We start from the raw sequence: 17,157 nt of genomic DNA, 5'->3' as shown, positions 1-17,157 counted from the left end.
ATGCGATGGGCAAGATTTTCGGCATGCGTTCGGCGCTGGCGTTCGGCATTTCTGCCACGGCTTTGACGGCGTCGCTCGGCTTCGCATCCGCCGCCTATGCGCAGACGGTCGGCACTATCCAGGGGCAGGGTGCGCCGGCTGGTGCGACCGTGACCGCGACGGACACCGTCACCGGACGCCCTGTCACGACCACCGCGGATGCCGCGGGTGCCTTCACGCTGGTCGGATTGCGACCCTCGCTGTATCGGATCGTCGCCGGCGACCGCACCGTCGAGGCGACCGTGCCGGTCGGCCTGACCATCTCCGTCGACATGACGCCCGCAGAAGAAGTCGCCGCCGGCGGCGGTGAAATCATCGTGACCGCGCGTCGTGGTCGCCCCGAGGTTCGCACCGCGACGATCGGCACCAGCGTCAGTCAGGCGCAGCTTGAAAACCTGCCGCAGAACGATCGCAACTTCCTCAACTTCGCCGCGCTCGCCCCGGGCGTGACGGTGTCGAACGATCCGAACAACAAGCGTATTCAGGCGGGCGGCGTCAGCTCGAACAACGTCAACGTCTACATCGACGGTTCCAGCCAGAAGAATCAGGTCGGCTTCGGCGGCGTCGCGGGCCAGAACTTCTCCAAGGGCAATCCCTTCCCGCAATCGGCGGTGCAGGAGTTCCGCGTCGAGACGCAGAACTACAAGGCGGAATACGAACAGGCCGGGTCGGCGATCATCAGCGCGATCACCAAGACCGGCGGCGACGAATTCCACGGCGGCGCGTTCGGACAGTTTGTGCCGAAGGCGTGGTTCGGCCAGCCTTATTTCGATCGCAAGGGCAAGGCAAACAACCAGGGTTTCCCATGCGCCGACGACGCGACGCGCACCTGCTACAACGAGAAGCCGGACTATAAGCGTTACCAATATGGCGGCGACCTCGGCGGTCCGATCGTCCCGGGCGTGTTGCACTTCTTCGCGGCCTACGAAGCCACGCGCCAGACCAGCCCGTCGCTGGTCGTCAACCTGACCGATACCTCGCTGCCGAACACGATCGTGCAGGGCGCGCAAGGCAGCTTCGCCGGCAAGTTCAAGCAGGACCTGTATTTCGGCAAGCTGACGCTGTTCGCCAGCGCCGCGGACACCATCAATGTCAGCTATTTTCGCCGCGAAGAGCAGGACGTCACCGATTTCGGCGGCATCCGCCTGTTCGAGAATGGCCGCGATCTCGGCACGAAGTCGGAGAATTACCAGCTCGAATACAACCACCGGGCCGATACCTGGTTGAACGAGCTGACGATCAGCCGCTTCAGCAGCTTCACCGGCACGCCCACCGTGACCGTCGGGCCGGAGTTCAAGCTGTTGAACGCGACCGGTGCCGAAGTGTTGATCGGCGGCGCCAATTCCTTCCAGCAGGCAAACGATCAGAGCGCTTACACGCTGAAGAACAACTTCACCTACACCGGCCTCGACGGGCACGTCATCAAGGCGGGTCTGCGCTTCTCGCGCACCAAGCTGAAGCGGATCGAGGATGCGTTTGCGAACGGGTCGTACAGCTTCAACGCGGCGGACTTCACGGGCTTCGGCACCAGCACGCCGGTGCGCGCGCAGATCTCGTTGCTGCCGGCGACGCCGATCCGTGCGAAGAACAACCAGCTCGGCCTGTTCATTCAGGACGACTGGACGGTCGACGATCATATCACGATCAACGCCGGCCTGCGCTGGGATTACGAATCCAACAACTTTAACAACAAGTTCGTGACGCCGGACAAGATCGCCAACGCACTGCGCAATTACCAGCCGTGGAAGGCGGCGGGCATCGACCCTGAGGATTACATCACCGACGGCACCAAGCGCGATCCGTTCAAGGGCGCGTTCCAGCCGCGGCTCGGAGCCAGCTACGACATCAACGGTGATCGCGACATGGTGATCTTCGCCGGCGCCGGCCGCTATTACGATCGTAACATCTTCTATCTCGCCTCGCTGGAGACACTGTTCAACACGATCCGCAGCGACGTCACGGTCAACTTCTGTCAGGCCGGGCAGACGACGGACTGTATCCCGTTTCAGGGTGCTTATCGCGATCCTGCGCAGTTGCGCGCGGCGGTGGCGAATTCCGGCCTGAACGGTGACATCTGGGTCATCAACAACGATGCCAAAACGCCGTTTACCGACCAGCTGACCCTGGGCGTTCGCAAGCAGGCGGGCGATTGGCAGCTGTCGGCGGCGATCGCCCACAACCGGTCGCACGACGCGTTCATCTTCGTGCGTGGCAATCGTCAGCCCAACGGCAACTACACCGACGCCGGCGACGGTTTCATCCGCGACAATTTTCCGATCGAAGGGCGTCCTGCGGGTTATACCGGCCGTCTGAACATCGGGTCCTCGAACGGCGAAGCGCGCTTCACCGCCGTGTACCTGACAGCCGACAAGCCGTACAACAAGTCGGCCGGCTGGGGCGCGACCGCGTCGCTCACGATCTCCGACGCCAAGTCCAATCAGGGCATCGGTTTCGACGAGGGACAGATGTTCAACGCCGGTCGTCAGGATGCGTTCGGGTGGCAGCGCACGCGCGGACTGGAGAAGTTCCGCTTCGTCGGCACGTCGATCGTCGACATCCCGTGGGGCTTCCAGCTGTCAGGCACGCTGACGCTCGGCTCCGGTCCTGCGTTCGGCAACGTTGACTTCACGCGCACGGTGCCGAATTGCAACGGCTGCACCTACTACAATGACGGTGGCGTGTTCACGCCGAAGAAGGATATCGCGTACAAAAACCTCGACCTGCGCGTCGCGAAGACATTCGAGATGCCGTGGGGGCATGAGGTCACCGCCGACCTCGGCATCTTCAACGTGTTCGACTCCGTCAACCGCAACTACGAGACTTGGGGCGCGGGCAGCGGTCCGAACCCGACGCTGGAGCAGAACAATACCGTTGGTTACGCACGCACCTTCCAGGCGGGATTGAAGTACCGGTTTTGATGGAATGACGCCGCGGCGGGACCTGATCGGGACGGGGCGGCACCCCGTCGTCATCGTCGACGATGCGTCGGGCAAGGTCCCGGCGATCGTCGACATGGCGGTGGCGCTCGCACCCTTTCCGAAGGGGCCGAACCCGCATTATCCGGGCGTTCGCCGTGTGATCGGGGAGAGCGATCCAGCGGCGTTCGGCTATGTCCGCGACCTGCTGGAGGGGACTGCGCCATTCATCGCCGGCGGGTTCGATCTGGACGCGTTCGACCTGCTGGAGGCGAGCTTCTCGATCGTCACCGCCACGCCCGCGACGTTGTCGGCGGCGCAGCGTGCGCCGCACTTCGATTCCACCGATGCGAACTATATCGCGGTGCTACACTATCTGAAGGACACGCCGGGCACGGCCTTCTACCGGCAGCGATCGACCGGGATCGAGGCGGTGACGCCGGAAACCTACGACCGCTTCGTCACCACGGTTCGGGCGGAGGGGGCGGGCGACGGCTACATCGTCACCGACGATGAACGCTTCGAACGCATCGGATCGGTCGAAGGCAAGACGGACCGGCTGGTCATCTATCAGGGACGGCTGCTGCATTCCGGCATCATCCCCGCCGGCGCCGTGCTCAGTGCCGATCCACGCGTCGGCCGGCTGACGACGAACATCTTCATCCGGGGGCGGTGATGCGGATTGTGGCCATGCTGGCGGCAGCGCTCCGGACCTACGCCAACCCCATCGACATCGACTATCGCTATAATTGGGAGCAGGTGAACGAGGGCATCTCGTATCGCACCGGCGCGGACCCGGCGATCGTGCGGCACAAGGGGGCGTACTACCTCTTCCAGACTCTTGCCGATGGGTACTGGCGCTCGACCGACCTCGTGACATGGACGTTCGTGAAACCCAGCCGCTGGCCCTTCCGCGGCATCGTCGCGCCGGCGGTGTGGTCGGACGGGGAGCGACTCTACATCATGCCGTCGATGACCGGCCAGGATGCGGTGCTGGTCAGCGACGATCCGGCCAGTGGCAGACTCGAGTTCCTGACGCGCCGCATGCCGCCGCTGCCCGGCATGGTGCGATCGGGGTTCGAGGACACGATGAAGCCCGGCCAGGTGCCGCCGGGGCCGTGGGATCCCGCCTTGTTCAAGGACGATGACGGGCGCTGGTACCTGTACTGGAATTCGTCGAACGTTTTTCCGCTCTACGGCATCGAACTCGATCCGAAGCGGTCGCTCGCCTATATCGGCACGCCCAGACCTTTGTTCGGCCTCGATCCGCTGAAGCACGGCTGGGAACGGTTCGGACAGGATCATAGCGGTACGCTGCCGAACGGAACGCCGATTACGCCCTTCATGGAGGGGGCGTGGATGACCAAGGTGCGGAGCACCTACTATCTGCAATATGGCGCGCCCGGCACCGAATATAACGTCTATGCCAACGGCACATATACGGCGAAATCACCGCTGGGGCCGTTCACCTATGCGCCGTGGAATCCGGTGGCGTACAAGCCGGGCGGTTTCGTGCAGGGGGCGGGGCACGGATCGACGTTCGAGGATGGGCACGGCAATTGGTGGAACACCGGCACTCCGTGGATCGGCCATAACTGGGCATTCGAGCGACGGATCGCGATGTTCCCGACCCGCTTCGCCGACGACGGCCAGATGATCGTGTCGACGCGGTTCGGCGACCTGCCGCATTACGCGCCGAAGCGGAAGGTCGACGACCTCGACAGCTATTTCACCGGCTGGATGCTGCTGTCCTATCGCAAGCCAGCCACCGCATCCTCCACCGACGGTGGATACGCAGCGGCCCGGGCCACCGACGAGAACCCGCGCACCTTCTGGGTCGCGGGCCGCAATGCGCCGGGGGAGACGCTGACGCTCGATCTCGGCGCGGCGAAAACGGTGCGAGCGGTGCAGGTGAACTTCGCCGACTACAAGTCGGCCCGCTTCGCCGATGCGCCGGACATCTATACCGAGTTCGCGCTGGAGGCGTCGCTCGACGGCGCACGCTGGACGCCGATCGCACGCACGGAGCCGCCCCGGCGCGACCGTCCAAACGCCTATTTCGAACTGCCTGCGCCGGTCCGCGTGCGATACGTCCGCTACGTCCACGGTCACGTCGGCAGCGCGACGCTGGCGATCGGCGACCTACGGGTGTTCGGCAACGCCGACGGCCCTCCACCGGCGATGCTGAAGGGGCTGCGTGGAGAGCGGCAGGCGGATCGCCGCAACGCCGACATCGCATGGCGGCCGGTCCCGGGCGTGACCGGCTACAATGTCCGCTGGGGGCTCAGGCCCGACCGGCTGACGCTGACCTATCAGCTATTCGCGGACGATCGCCCGGACCGGCTGGCGTTGCGCGCGCTGAACGTCGATCAGGACTATTGGGTCGCGATCGAGGCGTTCGACGAGCGCGGGGTGTCGCGGCTCAGCCGGCCGGTGCGGATAGCCAACCACCGGTGAGGCCCGCGCGCGTCAGCCCCCGCCGGATCGTCGGCGACCGGCGCATCACGCGCCACACGCCCTCGTCCCTGTAATTGGCGATCGCGCCCAGTATCGCACCCTGATCGATACCCAGATAGTCCTCCGCGACCCAGCCGCCGTCCTTCGTCACGGTGCCGGTTTCGAGTTTCACATCGTACCGAAAGCTCGGGTTGAACGCGTCGAGGAAGCCGTACCGTCCGTACAGCCGCCCGTTCTGGAACCGGTGCAGCGCCTGTCCCGCCGGGATGCAGATCTCCGGCGCGAACGCGAGTGAGCCGAGCGCGGCGGTGGGCGCCAGCGTGCCGTCGTCGCGTCCGTCCGGCTGATCGACCGGCCCACGCGCGGAATAGCCGTAGAAGGGCCGCGTCTCACCCCTGAACGGCAATTCTGCATTGGTCGGCCCGTCGCACGCCGTCAGGCCCCAGATATCCTTCGAATAGCCGTCCCACTTCATCGGGTTGGCGACGCACCACGCGCGGTTGGCGTAGGTGGCGCGGCGGCTGTTCTCGCAATAGTCGAACCCAGCGGCGCGCATCGGTTCGTCGCGGATGCCACGGAAATCGATCCACATCTGGCTGTATTGATGCCCGAACAGCGGCGCGAAGGCGAGGTGACGGGTCGGCCCGCTGCCACGCCAGAAACCGGGATAGCTGTGCGTCCACGCCTCCCAGGCACCGTCCGCCAGCGGGTGCTTCGTTGCGCCCAGCCCGAGGATGTAGACCATCATCCCCTCATTATATCCGTCCCAGTTGCGCGCGATGAAGCCGGTGCCCGGATGCCAGCCCATCGATATCTGCGGCTGGCCGCGCTGGAACCACACCCAGTCCGCCCGCTCGACGATGTCCGTCGCCAGCCGCCGGATTTCTGCCTCGGCCTGATCGGCACGGTCGAACCAAGCCGCCGCATACAGCATGCCCAGGAACAGCAACGTGCTGTCCACGCTGGACAATTCCGTTTCGCGGTAGCGCAACCCGGTGTCCATATCCAGGAAGTGGTAGAAGAAGCCCTTATGTCCCGCGATCCCCGTCTCGGCGTCGCCGCTGGGCAGTCCGGCGAAGAAGTGCAACGTGGTCAGCGTCAGATCGCGCGCCTGTTTACGCGTGATCCAGCCGCGCTCCACGCCCAGCGGCCAAGCCGTCAGGCCGAAGCCGACCGCAGCGATGCTGGCGAAGGATGGCGTCGGCCAGCGGTCGGGAACCAGACCGTTCGCCTTGTTCGTCCGCTCCCAGAAGTAATTGAAGGTCCGCCGCTGGATATCGTCGAACGGTGCGGGGAGGGTGCGTGTCGGGCCAGCAGCGTGGACGGGCAGGGCGGAGCCAGCCGCGACCGCCGCCGCCGAACCCAGGAACATGCGCCGGTCGATCGTCATCTCATCCTCCACTCGTGCCCCGGATCGCCAGCGTGGTGCCGATCCGCTCCTCCGCGACATCACCGCTCATCTTGTGACCCAGCGCCCCGACCAGCCGCTCGACCGCGCGGGCACCCATCCCGGCGATGTCGAGGCTGACGGTGGTCAGCCCCAGATAGCGGGCGAGGGGGATGTCGTCGAAACCCGTCACGGCCACGGCGGCCGGCACCGTGACACCAGCCTCCCTCAAGCCCTGAAGCGCGCCGAGCGCCATCATGTCGTTGGCAGCGAAGATCGCGTCGAACGCTATTTTTTCTGTGATCAGGCGGCGAACGGCGAGGAGGCCCGCCGCTTCCTGAAAATCACCCTCGACCGGATCGCAGGGCGGCTTCAGCCCGGCCTCCGCCAACGTCACGCGATACGCCTCGCATCGCTCGCGCGCGTCGAGGTTCGCCTGACCGCCGGTGATGTGGACGATGCGGCGTCGACCGCGTTCGATCAGGTGCCGGACCATCGCCGCCGCCCCTTGCGCATTGTCGATGCGCAGCGACGGGCGCTCGCCGGCGTCGGGGGTCGCGACCAGCACGGAGGGAAGGGAGGCGGGCAGCGATGCATCCAGCAATTCGCGCCCGAATTGCGGGGCCATGACGATCAACCCGTCGACGCGCCCCCGCATCGATCGCATCGCCTGCGCCGCCAGCCCGGCATCGGCATGGATATTCGACAGCAGCAGGTGGTAACCCGCCTCGCTCGCCGCCCGGTCGATCCCGCGCACCAGTTCGGAAAAGAATTCACCGTGCAGGTCGGGCAGCACGACGCCTATCGCGTGCGACCGCGCTAGGCTCAGGCTGCGCGCACCGGCATGCGGCACGTAGCCGAGCGCCTTCGCCGCTTCCGCGATGCGCGTGCGGGTATCGGGATGGACGTTGTTCGCGCCGTTCATCGCGCGCGACACGGAGGCGACGGATACCTGCGCGCGTGCCGCAACGTCCCGGATCGTCGGCTCTCCCATCGCTCTCCTCTGGCCTTTTGGCGGCGGTTCGGCGATTGTCATCGCCTGTCAGGGTCGTCTATGTAACCGGTTACGGCCGACGGCAAGCGCAAAGGGTGCGAGGCTCCGGATCGACAATGAGGAGGGGCCTGATCATGGTCGATACGCGACTTTCGCGGCGTGCGGCGCTGATGGGGGCCGGCGCAATCGCCGCCTGGGCGACCAGCCCGGCGCGCGCGCTGCTGATGCAGGTCCCGGCCGATGGCGCGGTTCCCGCCTCGATCGATGCGCTGATCGCGACGATGACGCTGGAGGAAAAGGCCGGTCAGTTGACGCTCAACGCTGCGGCGTGGGGCGGCGGCGTCGCCACCGCCCTGAACCCGCCGTCGACCGGACCCAGCTTCGAGGGGCAGGTCGCGGATGCGGTCGCGGGGAAGCTGACGGGGGTGTTCAACGGCAACGGCGCGGTCATGGCGGAACGCATGCAGCGCGCGGTGATGAAGGACTCGCGCCTGAAGATCCCGTTGATCTTCGCCGCCGACGTCATTCACGGCCACCGCACGATCTTCCCGGTGCCCCTCGCCGAGGCCGCGAGCTTCGACCCCGATCTCGCGATGCGCACCGCCCGCGCGGCGGCGTCGGAGGCGGCGGCGTCCGGGATCGACTGGACCTTCGCGCCGATGGTCGACATCGCGCGCGACCAGCGTTGGGGCCGCACGGTCGAGGGCGCAGGCGAGGACGTGCGGCTGGGCGAGCTGTTCGCCGCCGCGCGCGTTCGCGGCTTTCAGGGGCGCGACCTGACCGCGAATGATGCCGTCATGGCCTGCGTCAAGCATTTCGCGGCGTACGGCGCGGCGGAATCCGGCCTCGACTACAACATCGTCGACGTATCCGAGCGGATGCTGCGCGAGGTCTATCTGCCCCCGTACAAGGCTGGGTTCGATGCCGGCGCTGCGTCGACGATGGCGTCGTTCAACGAAATCGCTGGCATCCCGGCGACGGGCAATCCGTGGCTGATGAAGACGCTGCTGCGCGACGAATGGCGCTTCCCCGGCCTCGTCGTATCGGACTACACCGGTGACGAAGAGATGATCGCAGCCGGCTTCGCGCAGGACGGTCGCGACGCGGCTCGGATCGCGTTTCTCGCCGGCGTCGATATGTCGATGCAGAGCAACCTGTATATGCTGCACCTGCCAGCCTTGGTGCGCGAGGGCGTAGTGCCTCAGGCGACGCTGGACGCATCGGTCCGCCGCGTGCTGGCGGTCAAGCACCGGCTCGGCCTGTTCGACGATCCGTTCCGACGCATCGATGCGAAGCGTGAGAAGGCACGGTCGCGGACGAAGGCGAACCTTGCCCTGGCCCGCGAGGCGGCACGGGGATCGATCGTGTTGCTGAAGAACGACGGCGGGCTGTTGCCGCTGCCTTCCTCCGGCAAGCGCATCGCGCTCATCGGCCCGTTCGCCAGCGGCCAGCACGACCTGAACGGCCCGTGGGTCGTGTACGGAGACAATGCCAATGCTGTCGATCTGGCGACCGGCGTCCGCGCCGCGCTGAAGGACAAGGCTGCACTGACGGTCGTCGCGGGGTCCGAGGTCGAAAAGCCGATCCCCGGCGGCATCGAGGCGGCGGTCGCGGCCGCGCAGGCGGCGGACGTGGTACTGCTCGCGATCGGTGAGAGCGAGGGGATGTCGGGCGAGGCGCAGTCGCGCACCGAGATCATCGTCCCGCCCGTGCAGCAGGCGCTGGCGGAGGCCGTTGCGGCGACGGGCAAGCCGGTCGTCGTCGTGCTGAAGAACGGTCGCGCACTGGCGCTTACCGGGGCGGTCCGCGACGCGCCCGCGATCCTCGTCACGTGGTTCCTGGGTTCCGAAAGCGGCCATGCCACCGCCGACATCCTGTTCGGCGCGGCGAACCCGTCCGGGCGACTGCCGATCAGCTTTCCGTTCGAGACCGGGCAGGAGCCGTACCACTACGACCACAAGGCGACCGGCCGTCCGGCGCAGACGCTGTCGGAGCCGTACAAGGCCAAATACCGCACGGCGATGAACGCGGCGCTCTATCCGTTCGGCCATGGCCTGACCTACGGGACGATCGGCTATTCGGCGCTGTCATTGCCGCCAACGATGGCGTGGAACGGCACGATCGACATCGCCGCGACCGTGACCAACACGGGCACGCGGGCGGCGGAGGAAACGGTCCAGCTCTACCTCCGAGACCGCGTGGCGACGATCACCCGCCCGATCCGCGAGTTGAAGGCGTTCCGCAAGGTGCGGCTCGCCCCGGGCGCGAGCGAGACGGTGCGTTTCACGCTGACGCGCCGCGATCTGGAGTTCATCGGGATGGAAATGAAAGCCACCGTCGAGCCGGGCGAGTTCGACGTCTGGATCGCGCCCTCCGCTCAGGCGGAGGGAGTGACCGGGCGGTTCGTGCTGGGGGCGGGGTAATCCGGGACCCGGATAATGAGACATTTCGGCGTAAACCCACCCTTTGGAAGATCGTTGCAAACTGCTCTTTTGCCACCCCGGCCAAGGCCGGGGTCCAGTTGAGCTGCCGGTGGTAATTGCCTGGAAATTTGATTCCACTGGGACCCGGTTTTCGCTGGAGGGTGACTAGGCGACAGGCGGCGGACCTACCGCGTAACGATCTCAACCGGGGGGAGGGCGGTTGGAGCGATGCTTTGCCTGCACGGCGAAGGGGCGCCCCCGACGATATCGGTTCGTCTGAGCTTGTCACCGCCCCTCCAGGGGAGGGACTGGCGCACTTCCACGTACGTGCGGTTGTCGAGCGCCCACCCGCGTCCACGTTACCCAAGGGCCGCCGTTGGCACCCGCTTCAGCCGCGCCGATCATGCGGCCTGCCGGCCGTCCCCGCGATCAGATCCTGCCGCACCTCCAATCCCGCATAGGGCAGCCCCGCTGCATAAGCATGGCGTGGTACCGTGTAGTCAATCAGGTCAATCGAGTTGCCGACCGGGCTCGCCCGATCAATCCGTTTGGTCGCATGAAATAGCGGCAGATTCGGACAACGGGCAGGTGCGCGTGAACGTCCACTTATGCGTTCTCTGACTGGTCCCTCCTGCAGATCGAGCAAGTAGGGTTACGTCGCGCCTGCTCAGTGATAAGGGAACGTATGCGCAAGCTCGTGCCCTTCCTGGCGTGCCTGATGCTGGTCCTTACGACATGGGCCGGCATGGCGCATGCCGCCGAAGCAGGCGGCGTCGAGATGAGCAGGACCGAGATGGCCGCCCATGCACCAGGTGACGGCGACGAGGTCCCGGCGGATGCCGACAAGGGTTATCCGCACCATCATGCGAGCTGCCACGAGCACCACGTGAACACGCCGATCGTCGAGACGGCGGCGGCCCCGATCCTCGCGGCATCGACCTTGCCGCCAGCTGATCTCAGCCGCGCGCTGCGCGGGCACGACACGGAAGCGGCTCTCCGACCTCCGCAGGCCTGACGCGTCGATTGGGCGCGCGCGACTGCGCGTCCACGCACTACCGTCAGGAGCATTCCATGCATCGCATCATCGCGGCCGTCCTGGCCGCAGGCGCCTGCGCATCGTCGCTGCAGGCCCAGACCGACCGGATCGTCGCTCCGGCGCCGGTCCTCACGCTCGCCGAGGCGCTCGACAGGGCGGGCGCGTCGTCGCCGTTCCAGGACGCGGCAGCGGCCGGCATCCGTGCCGCCGAAGCGCAGCGCCGCGTCGCCGGCCTTCGACCCAATCCGTCCATCGTCGGTGAAGCGGAGAACGTCGCGGGCACCGGCATCTATCAGGGGCTGCGATCGTCGGAGACGACGCTCGGCCTCGCGCTGCCGCTGGAACTCGGCGGCAAGCGCGGCGCCCGCATCGCCGTCGCCCAGGCGCAGATCGGACGTGCCGGTTTCCAGGCCGAGATCGCGCGCGCCGACCTGCGGCTGCGGGTGACACAGACCTACAACGCCGCCGTCGCCGCCGAGCGGCGGGTCATCATCGCGGAGGATCAGGTAGGCATCGCGGCCGAAGTGCTGCGTGCCGCCCGCGTGCGGGTGCGGGCCGGCCGCGCATCGCCGCTCGAGGAGCAGCGCGCGGACGTCGCTCGTATTTCTGCGGAAGGGGCGCTCGAACGAACGCGACGGTCGGCCGAGGCTGCGTCCGGCAATCTTGCACGGCTGCTGGGCATGCCGGTGGGACAGCTCGATCGCAGCTGGTTCGACGCGGTGCCTTCGACCAGCACGATGCGACCGATGGCGACTTCCGGGACCCTGACGGTCGCAGCGGCCCGCGCCGACCTCGACACGGCGAGCGCGCAGGTGCGACTCGCGCGAAGCCAGCGGGTGCCCGACCTCACGGTCAGCGCCAGCGCGCGGCGACTGGAGCAGACCAACGACGTCGCCGCGGTGTTCGGCGTCTCCATCCCGCTCAATGTCTTCAACAACGGGGGCGCCAGCATCGCCGTGGCGGAGGCGCAGCGCGAGCAATCGGATGCACAGCGGTGGGTCGCGCTGCTCGACGCCGAGCAGGACATGGCAACGGCGCAGGCCGATGCCGAGAACGCCGCGACCACGGCGCGCAACGCCGCTGGACCGGCGCTTGCCGCGGCGACCGAGGCCGCCCGCATCGCCCGCATCGGCTACCGCGAAGGCAAGTTCGGGCAGCTCGATCTGCTCGATGCCGAACGCACGCTGCTCGATACCCGCACGGCCGCGATCGACGCGCTGGCCGCCCATCACGATGCTCAGGCACGTCTGGAACGGCTGACCGCCGCCGCGCCGCTGCCCAAGGACGATCAACGATGAACCGCATCATGAAGGCTGCCATGCCGACCGTCCTGGCGCTCGCCATCTCTGGCTGCGGCCGGTCGGCGGAGCCCGCGGAAAACGCCGGCGAAGCCGGGGAGACCAAGGAGGTAGCCACCGGCGATCCGATGAGCGCCACGCTCCCCGCGCAGCAGATCGCCGACGCAGGCATCGAGGTCAGCCGCCCAACCGTCGGCGGCGTGGCCGGCGCGATCGAGCTCCCCGCGACCATCGAGGGCGACCCGCAGGGCGTGCAGGTGGTCTCGGCCGCCATCGGCGGACGCCTCGTTTCTCTGACGCGCAATCTCGGCCAGCCGGTCCGACGCGGCGATACGCTTGCCATCATCGAGAGCCGGGAGGCCGCAAGCCTCAACGCCGAGGTGGAAGCGGCGCGCGCCCGCTCGGCGCTGGCGCAGTCGAACCTGCGTCGCGAGCAGCGCCTGTTCGCGGAACGCGTGTCGCCCGAGCAGGACCTCGTCGCTGCCCGCACCGCCGCGACCGAGGCGAACATCGCGCTACGTCTCGCCCGTCAGCAACTGTCGGCCACCGGTGGTGGCGGTGGGGCGCTCAACCGCATCACCGTCCGCTCGCCGATCACCGGTCAAGTGATCGCCCGCTCGGCGACGCTCGGCCAGCAGATCGCCGCCGACGCCGAGATCTTCCGGGTCGCGAACCTCGGCAAGGTGTCGGTGACGATGTCGCTGGTGCCGGCAGATGCCGGGCGCGTCGCGCCTGGCGCGCGCGTCGAAGTGACGTCGGCGGGGCGGCGTCAGGAAGGCCGCGTGACCTTCGCCTCGCCGATCCTCGACGAGACCACCCGGCTGGTGCCGGTGATCGCGACCATCGACAACGCAGGCGGCACATGGCGCGTCGGCGAGAACGTCAGCGTGTCGGTGCTGCTGCCGGCCACCGGCGATCGCAGCGTCGCCGTGCCATCGGCGGCCGTGCAGATGATCGGCGACAAGCCGCATGTCTTCGTCCGAACCCCGTCCGGCTTCAAAGCCATTCCGGTGACGCTCGGCCGCACCAACGGCGGCTCGGTCACCGTCACCGCCGGCCTGACCGGCGAGGAGCGCATCGCCTCCACCAACAGCTTCACGCTCAAGGCCGAACTTGGCAAGGTCGAAGCGAAGGACGAGGACTAGGTCATGCTCGCCCGTATCGTCACCATCGCCGTCGAGAAGCGCTGGCTCGTCCTGCTGCTGACCGTCGCCGCGGCACTCGCCGGGTTGTTCGCGATCCAGCGGCTGCCGATCGATGCCGTCCCCGACATCACCAACAACCAGGTGCAGATCAACGTCGTCGCGCCGGCACTTTCGCCCGACCAGATCGAGAAGCAGGTTGCCTTCACCGTCGAGACTGCGCTCGCCGGCATTCCCGGCCTCGAACATACCCGGTCGCTCAGTCGCAACGGTTTCGCTCAGCTCACCGCCGTCTTCGACGAGAAGACGGACATCTATTTCGCGAGGTCGCAGGTCGCCGAGCGGCTACGCACGGCGGAGGAGAGCCTGCCCGAGGGCGTGAACCCGGAGATGGGGCCGATCGCCACCGGGCTCGGCGACATTTTCATGTGGACGGTGGAATATCGCGAGCTCGACCAGGTCAACCATCGCAATGGCGAGCCCGGCCTGCAGAAGGATGGCAGCTACATCACGCCGGAGGGCGACCACCTCGTCGATGCCGCCGACAAGGCGACCTACCTGCGCACCGTCCAGGACTGGATCGTCACCCCGCAGCTGAAGAGCAGCGCCGGCCTCGCCGGCGTCGACAGTCTGGGCGGCTACACCAAGCAGTATCTGGTCGTCCCCGACATCCAGCGCATGGCGGCGATGAAGATCACGCTTCAGGATCTCGCGACAGCGCTCGAGCGCACCAACACCAGCGCCGGGGCTGGCGTCGTCAACCGCAACGGCGAGGGGCTGGCCGTCCGCGCGGATGGTCGCGTGCGCAACGCCGACGAACTGGCGCGGACCGTGATCGCCACACGCGAGAGCGTGCCCATCCTGCTGAGCCAGATCGCCACCGTCCGCACCGGGCAGGCGTTGCGCATGGGATCCGCTTCCGAGAACGGCCACGAGGTCGTCGTCGGCACCGCGGTGATGCGGATCGGCGAGAACAGCCGCACCGTGTCCACCAAGGTCGGCGAACGATTGAAGGCAATCGGCCGGGCGCTGCCCGTCGATGTGGTGATCAAGCCGGTGCTCGACCGCACCGAACTGGTCGATTCGACCATTGCCACGGTCGCCCGCAACCTCGCGGAAGGGGCGCTGCTCGTCATCGTCGTGCTATTCGCGCTGCTCGGCAATTTCCGCGCGGCGCTGATCGCGGCGCTGGTCATCCCGATCACCATGCTGCTGACCAGCGTCGGCATGCTCCGCGCAGGCGTCTCGGCCAATCTGATGAGCCTCGGCGCGCTCGACTTTGGGCTGATCGTCGACGGTGCCGTCATCATCGTCGAGAACGCGCTGCGGCGGCTTGGCGACGCGCAGCACGGCCGAGCCGAGCCGCTGCCGCTCCGGCAACGCCTTGATCTGGTGGCGGCATCGGCGCGCGAGATGATCCGCCCGTCCGTCTACGGTCAGGCGATCATCATCCTCGTCTATGCGCCGCTGCTCACCTTCACCGGCGTCGAGGGCAAGATGTTCGAGCCGATGGCGCTGACCGTCATCATCGCGCTCGTCTTCGCCTTCATCCTGTCGATGACCTTCGTGCCCGCTGCCATCGCCATCTGGCTCAGCCGACCGGTCGACGAGAAGGAGAGCCGGATCATCGGCTGGCTCCGTCGCCGCTACGAGCCGGGCCTCGGCAAGGCGATGGGGCGGTCGACCGTGACTCTCGGCGTCGCGGTGGGTGCGCTGGCACTCGCCGGGGTCGCGTTCACGACGCTCGGACAGGAGTTCCTGCCGCAGCTGGACGAGGGTAACATCCTCGTGCAGGCGGTCCGCATCCCCGGCACCTCGGTCGACCAGAGCCAGGCGATGCAGTTCCAGGTCGAGACGATGCTGGCGCGCCAACCCGAGGTCCGCTTCGCCTTCTCGCGCACGGGAACGTCGGAGATCGCGTCCGACCCGATGCCGCCCAACGCCACCGACACCTTCGTGATCCTGAAACCGCGTGCCGAGTGGCCCGACCCTAGCCTCAGCAAGGAGCAACTGGTGGAGCGGATGGAGAAGAAGCTCTTGACGCTGCCCGGCAACGCCTACGAGATCACCCAGCCGATCCAGATGCGCTTCAACGAGCTGATCGCCGGCGTCCGCGGGGACATAGCGGTCAAGGTGTTCGGTGACGACTTCGGCGGCATGAACGACGCTGCCGGCCGCATTACCGACATTCTGCGCAAGACGCGTGGTGCGGTCGACGTGCGGGTCGAGCAGACCGAAGGACTGCCGATGCTCGACATCCGCCCCAACCGCATGGCGATGTCGCGGATCGGCGTCACCGCCGGCGATGTGCAGGACACCGTCGCCGCGGCGATCGGCGGTCGCGAGGCCGGTGTGATCTTCGAGGGCGATCGCCGCTTCCCGGTGGTGATCCGCCTATCCGAAGCATCGCGGTCGGACCTGACCGAAGTGGCGCAGGTGCCGGTGCCGACATCGGCGGGCCGTTTCGTGCCGCTGTCGACGGTGGCCGACATCGCAGTCGTCGACGGCCCGGACCAGATCAGCCGCGAGAACGGCAAGCGCCGCGTGGTCGTGCAGGCGAACGTGCGCGACCGGGACGTCGCCGGCGTGGTGGCGGATGCACGTGCGGCCATCGACGCACAGGTGAAGATGCCGCCGGGGACGTACGTCGAATGGGGTGGGCAGTTCGAGAATCTCGCCTCGGCGCGCGACCGACTGCTGCTCGTGGTGCCCGTCTGCTTCGCGGTGATCATGCTGCTGCTCTATGGGGCGCTCGGCTCGGTGCGCGATGCGGTGATCGTCTTCACCGGCGTGCCGCTGGCGCTGGTGGGCGGCGTGCTGGCGCTGGTCCTCCGGGGAATGCCGTTCTCCGTGTCCGCCGCCGTGGGCTTCATCGCGTTGTCGGGAATTGCAGTGCTCAACGGGCTGGTCATGGTGTCGTCCATCCACGACCTAATGGAGCGTGGCATGGACCGGGTGCAGGCCGCCCGTGACGGGGCGCTCGCCCGCCTGCGGCCGGTCGCCATGACGGCGCTCGTCGCAAGTCTGGGCTTCGTCCCGATGGCGCTCGGCCACGGCGCCGGCGCGGAAGTGCAGAAGCCGCTGGCGACGGTCGTCATAGGCGGCCTCATCTCGGCGACGCTGCTGACCCTGTTCGTCCTGCCGACGCTCTACGCCCGATTCGGCGCGTGGCGAAGTCGACCCGAACGCGACTCCGCTAGCTGAACGAACGTCTGGAGCTGGGATGTCTTTAGGATACCCGAATGTCCGGAACCGGGCCCCTTTGATTGCACGCTCGGCGTGTAGCAGGGCGGCACTGACAATATACGAGGGCATCGTTTTCCCGCCAGGTTATCTACTCGACGGCGGCAATCTGCGGGAGCAGCACCGGAATCGCAGTCATTTTCAATCTTGGCTTTCCCTCATCCAGCGAAGGAAGCTCGACCTTGGTACGGTCGCTGAGAACGTCTTTGAGGTAAACGTCGGC

10 protein-coding genes are annotated in these 17,157 nt (G+C 67.1%); 8 read left to right on the top strand and 2 right to left on the bottom strand.

All coding sequences use genetic code 11. The features are described 5' to 3' along the window. The first annotated feature begins 5 nt into the window (after positions 1-5). The 3 genes from AC0CH8_RS04325 to AC0CH8_RS04315 are packed head-to-tail and all read left to right on the top strand — an operon-like array spanning position 6 to position 5,411. Complete coding sequence (locus tag AC0CH8_RS04325) at positions 6-2,957, top strand: TonB-dependent receptor plug domain-containing protein (RefSeq protein ID WP_465238845.1); 2,952 nt, start codon at positions 6-8, stop codon at positions 2,955-2,957. A gap of 4 nt (positions 2,958-2,961) precedes the next feature. Then, entirely contained in the window at positions 2,962-3,630 is a 669-nt protein-coding gene (locus AC0CH8_RS04320) for a DUF6445 family protein (RefSeq protein WP_465238844.1), read from the top strand. Then, positions 3,630-5,411, top strand: a complete 1,782-nt coding sequence (locus tag AC0CH8_RS04315; protein WP_465238843.1) for a family 43 glycosylhydrolase — start codon at positions 3,630-3,632, stop codon at positions 5,409-5,411. Before AC0CH8_RS04320 ends, AC0CH8_RS04315 begins: the two co-directional genes overlap by 1 nt. Here the strand turns inward: AC0CH8_RS04315 and AC0CH8_RS04310 are convergent. Then, positions 5,377-6,801, bottom strand: a complete 1,425-nt coding sequence (locus tag AC0CH8_RS04310; RefSeq protein ID WP_465238842.1) for a glucoamylase family protein — start codon at positions 6,799-6,801, stop codon at positions 5,377-5,379. The two genes, AC0CH8_RS04315 and AC0CH8_RS04310, sit on opposite strands and share 35 nt — an antisense overlap. Before the next feature lies 1 nt (position 6,802). Beyond that, on the bottom strand, positions 6,803-7,792 hold the full coding sequence (locus AC0CH8_RS04305) for a LacI family DNA-binding transcriptional regulator (protein ID WP_465238841.1): 990 nt from the start codon (positions 7,790-7,792) through the stop codon (positions 6,803-6,805). Positions 7,793-7,926: 134 nt separating this feature from the next. On the opposite strand from AC0CH8_RS04305, the gene AC0CH8_RS04300 reads away from it, so the two are divergent. From AC0CH8_RS04300 to AC0CH8_RS04280, 5 genes are all read left to right on the top strand, one after another. Continuing rightward, positions 7,927-10,215: a glycoside hydrolase family 3 N-terminal domain-containing protein gene (locus AC0CH8_RS04300; protein WP_465239152.1), complete on the top strand. Its 2,289-nt coding sequence runs from the start codon at positions 7,927-7,929 to the stop codon at positions 10,213-10,215. A gap of 685 nt (positions 10,216-10,900) precedes the next feature. Beyond that, on the top strand, positions 10,901-11,230 hold the full coding sequence (locus tag AC0CH8_RS04295; protein WP_465238840.1) for a hypothetical protein: 330 nt from the start codon (positions 10,901-10,903) through the stop codon (positions 11,228-11,230). 56 nt (positions 11,231-11,286) lie between these two features. Beyond that, positions 11,287-12,549 carry a TolC family protein gene (locus AC0CH8_RS04290; RefSeq protein ID WP_465239151.1) on the top strand — a complete coding sequence of 421 codons (1,263 nt, stop codon included), beginning with the start codon at positions 11,287-11,289 and terminating at the stop codon, positions 12,547-12,549. Continuing rightward, positions 12,546-13,694 (top strand): efflux RND transporter periplasmic adaptor subunit, encoded by a 1,149-nt coding sequence (locus AC0CH8_RS04285; protein ID WP_465238839.1) that lies wholly within the window; start codon positions 12,546-12,548, stop codon positions 13,692-13,694. The genes AC0CH8_RS04290 and AC0CH8_RS04285 overlap by 4 nt, the downstream gene beginning before the upstream one ends. Before the next feature lie 3 nt (positions 13,695-13,697). After that, positions 13,698-16,895, top strand: a complete 3,198-nt coding sequence (locus AC0CH8_RS04280) for an efflux RND transporter permease subunit (RefSeq protein ID WP_465238838.1) — start codon at positions 13,698-13,700, stop codon at positions 16,893-16,895. Positions 16,896-17,157 lie beyond the last annotated feature (262 nt).

Source organism: Sphingomonas sp. AC435, from assembly GCF_979253005.1.
This window is presented reverse-complemented; position numbering and strand designations above follow the sequence as displayed.

Coding starts and splice junctions, on each gene's coding strand:
- AC0CH8_RS04300 (WP_465239152.1), top strand. CDS start 7,927: ATGGTCGATACGCGACTTTCGCGGCGTGCGGCGCTGATGGGGGCCGGC.
- AC0CH8_RS04285 (WP_465238839.1), top strand. CDS start 12,546: ATGAACCGCATCATGAAGGCTGCCATGCCGACCGTCCTGGCGCTCGCC.
- AC0CH8_RS04305 (WP_465238841.1), bottom strand. CDS start 7,792: ATGGGAGAGCCGACGATCCGGGACGTTGCGGCACGCGCGCAGGTATCC.
- AC0CH8_RS04295 (WP_465238840.1), top strand. CDS start 10,901: ATGCGCAAGCTCGTGCCCTTCCTGGCGTGCCTGATGCTGGTCCTTACG.
- AC0CH8_RS04315 (WP_465238843.1), top strand. CDS start 3,630: ATGCGGATTGTGGCCATGCTGGCGGCAGCGCTCCGGACCTACGCCAAC.
- AC0CH8_RS04310 (WP_465238842.1), bottom strand. CDS start 6,801: ATGACGATCGACCGGCGCATGTTCCTGGGTTCGGCGGCGGCGGTCGCG.
- AC0CH8_RS04290 (WP_465239151.1), top strand. CDS start 11,287: ATGCATCGCATCATCGCGGCCGTCCTGGCCGCAGGCGCCTGCGCATCG.
- AC0CH8_RS04325 (WP_465238845.1), top strand. CDS start 6: ATGGGCAAGATTTTCGGCATGCGTTCGGCGCTGGCGTTCGGCATTTCT.
- AC0CH8_RS04280 (WP_465238838.1), top strand. CDS start 13,698: ATGCTCGCCCGTATCGTCACCATCGCCGTCGAGAAGCGCTGGCTCGTC.
- AC0CH8_RS04320 (WP_465238844.1), top strand. CDS start 2,962: ATGACGCCGCGGCGGGACCTGATCGGGACGGGGCGGCACCCCGTCGTC.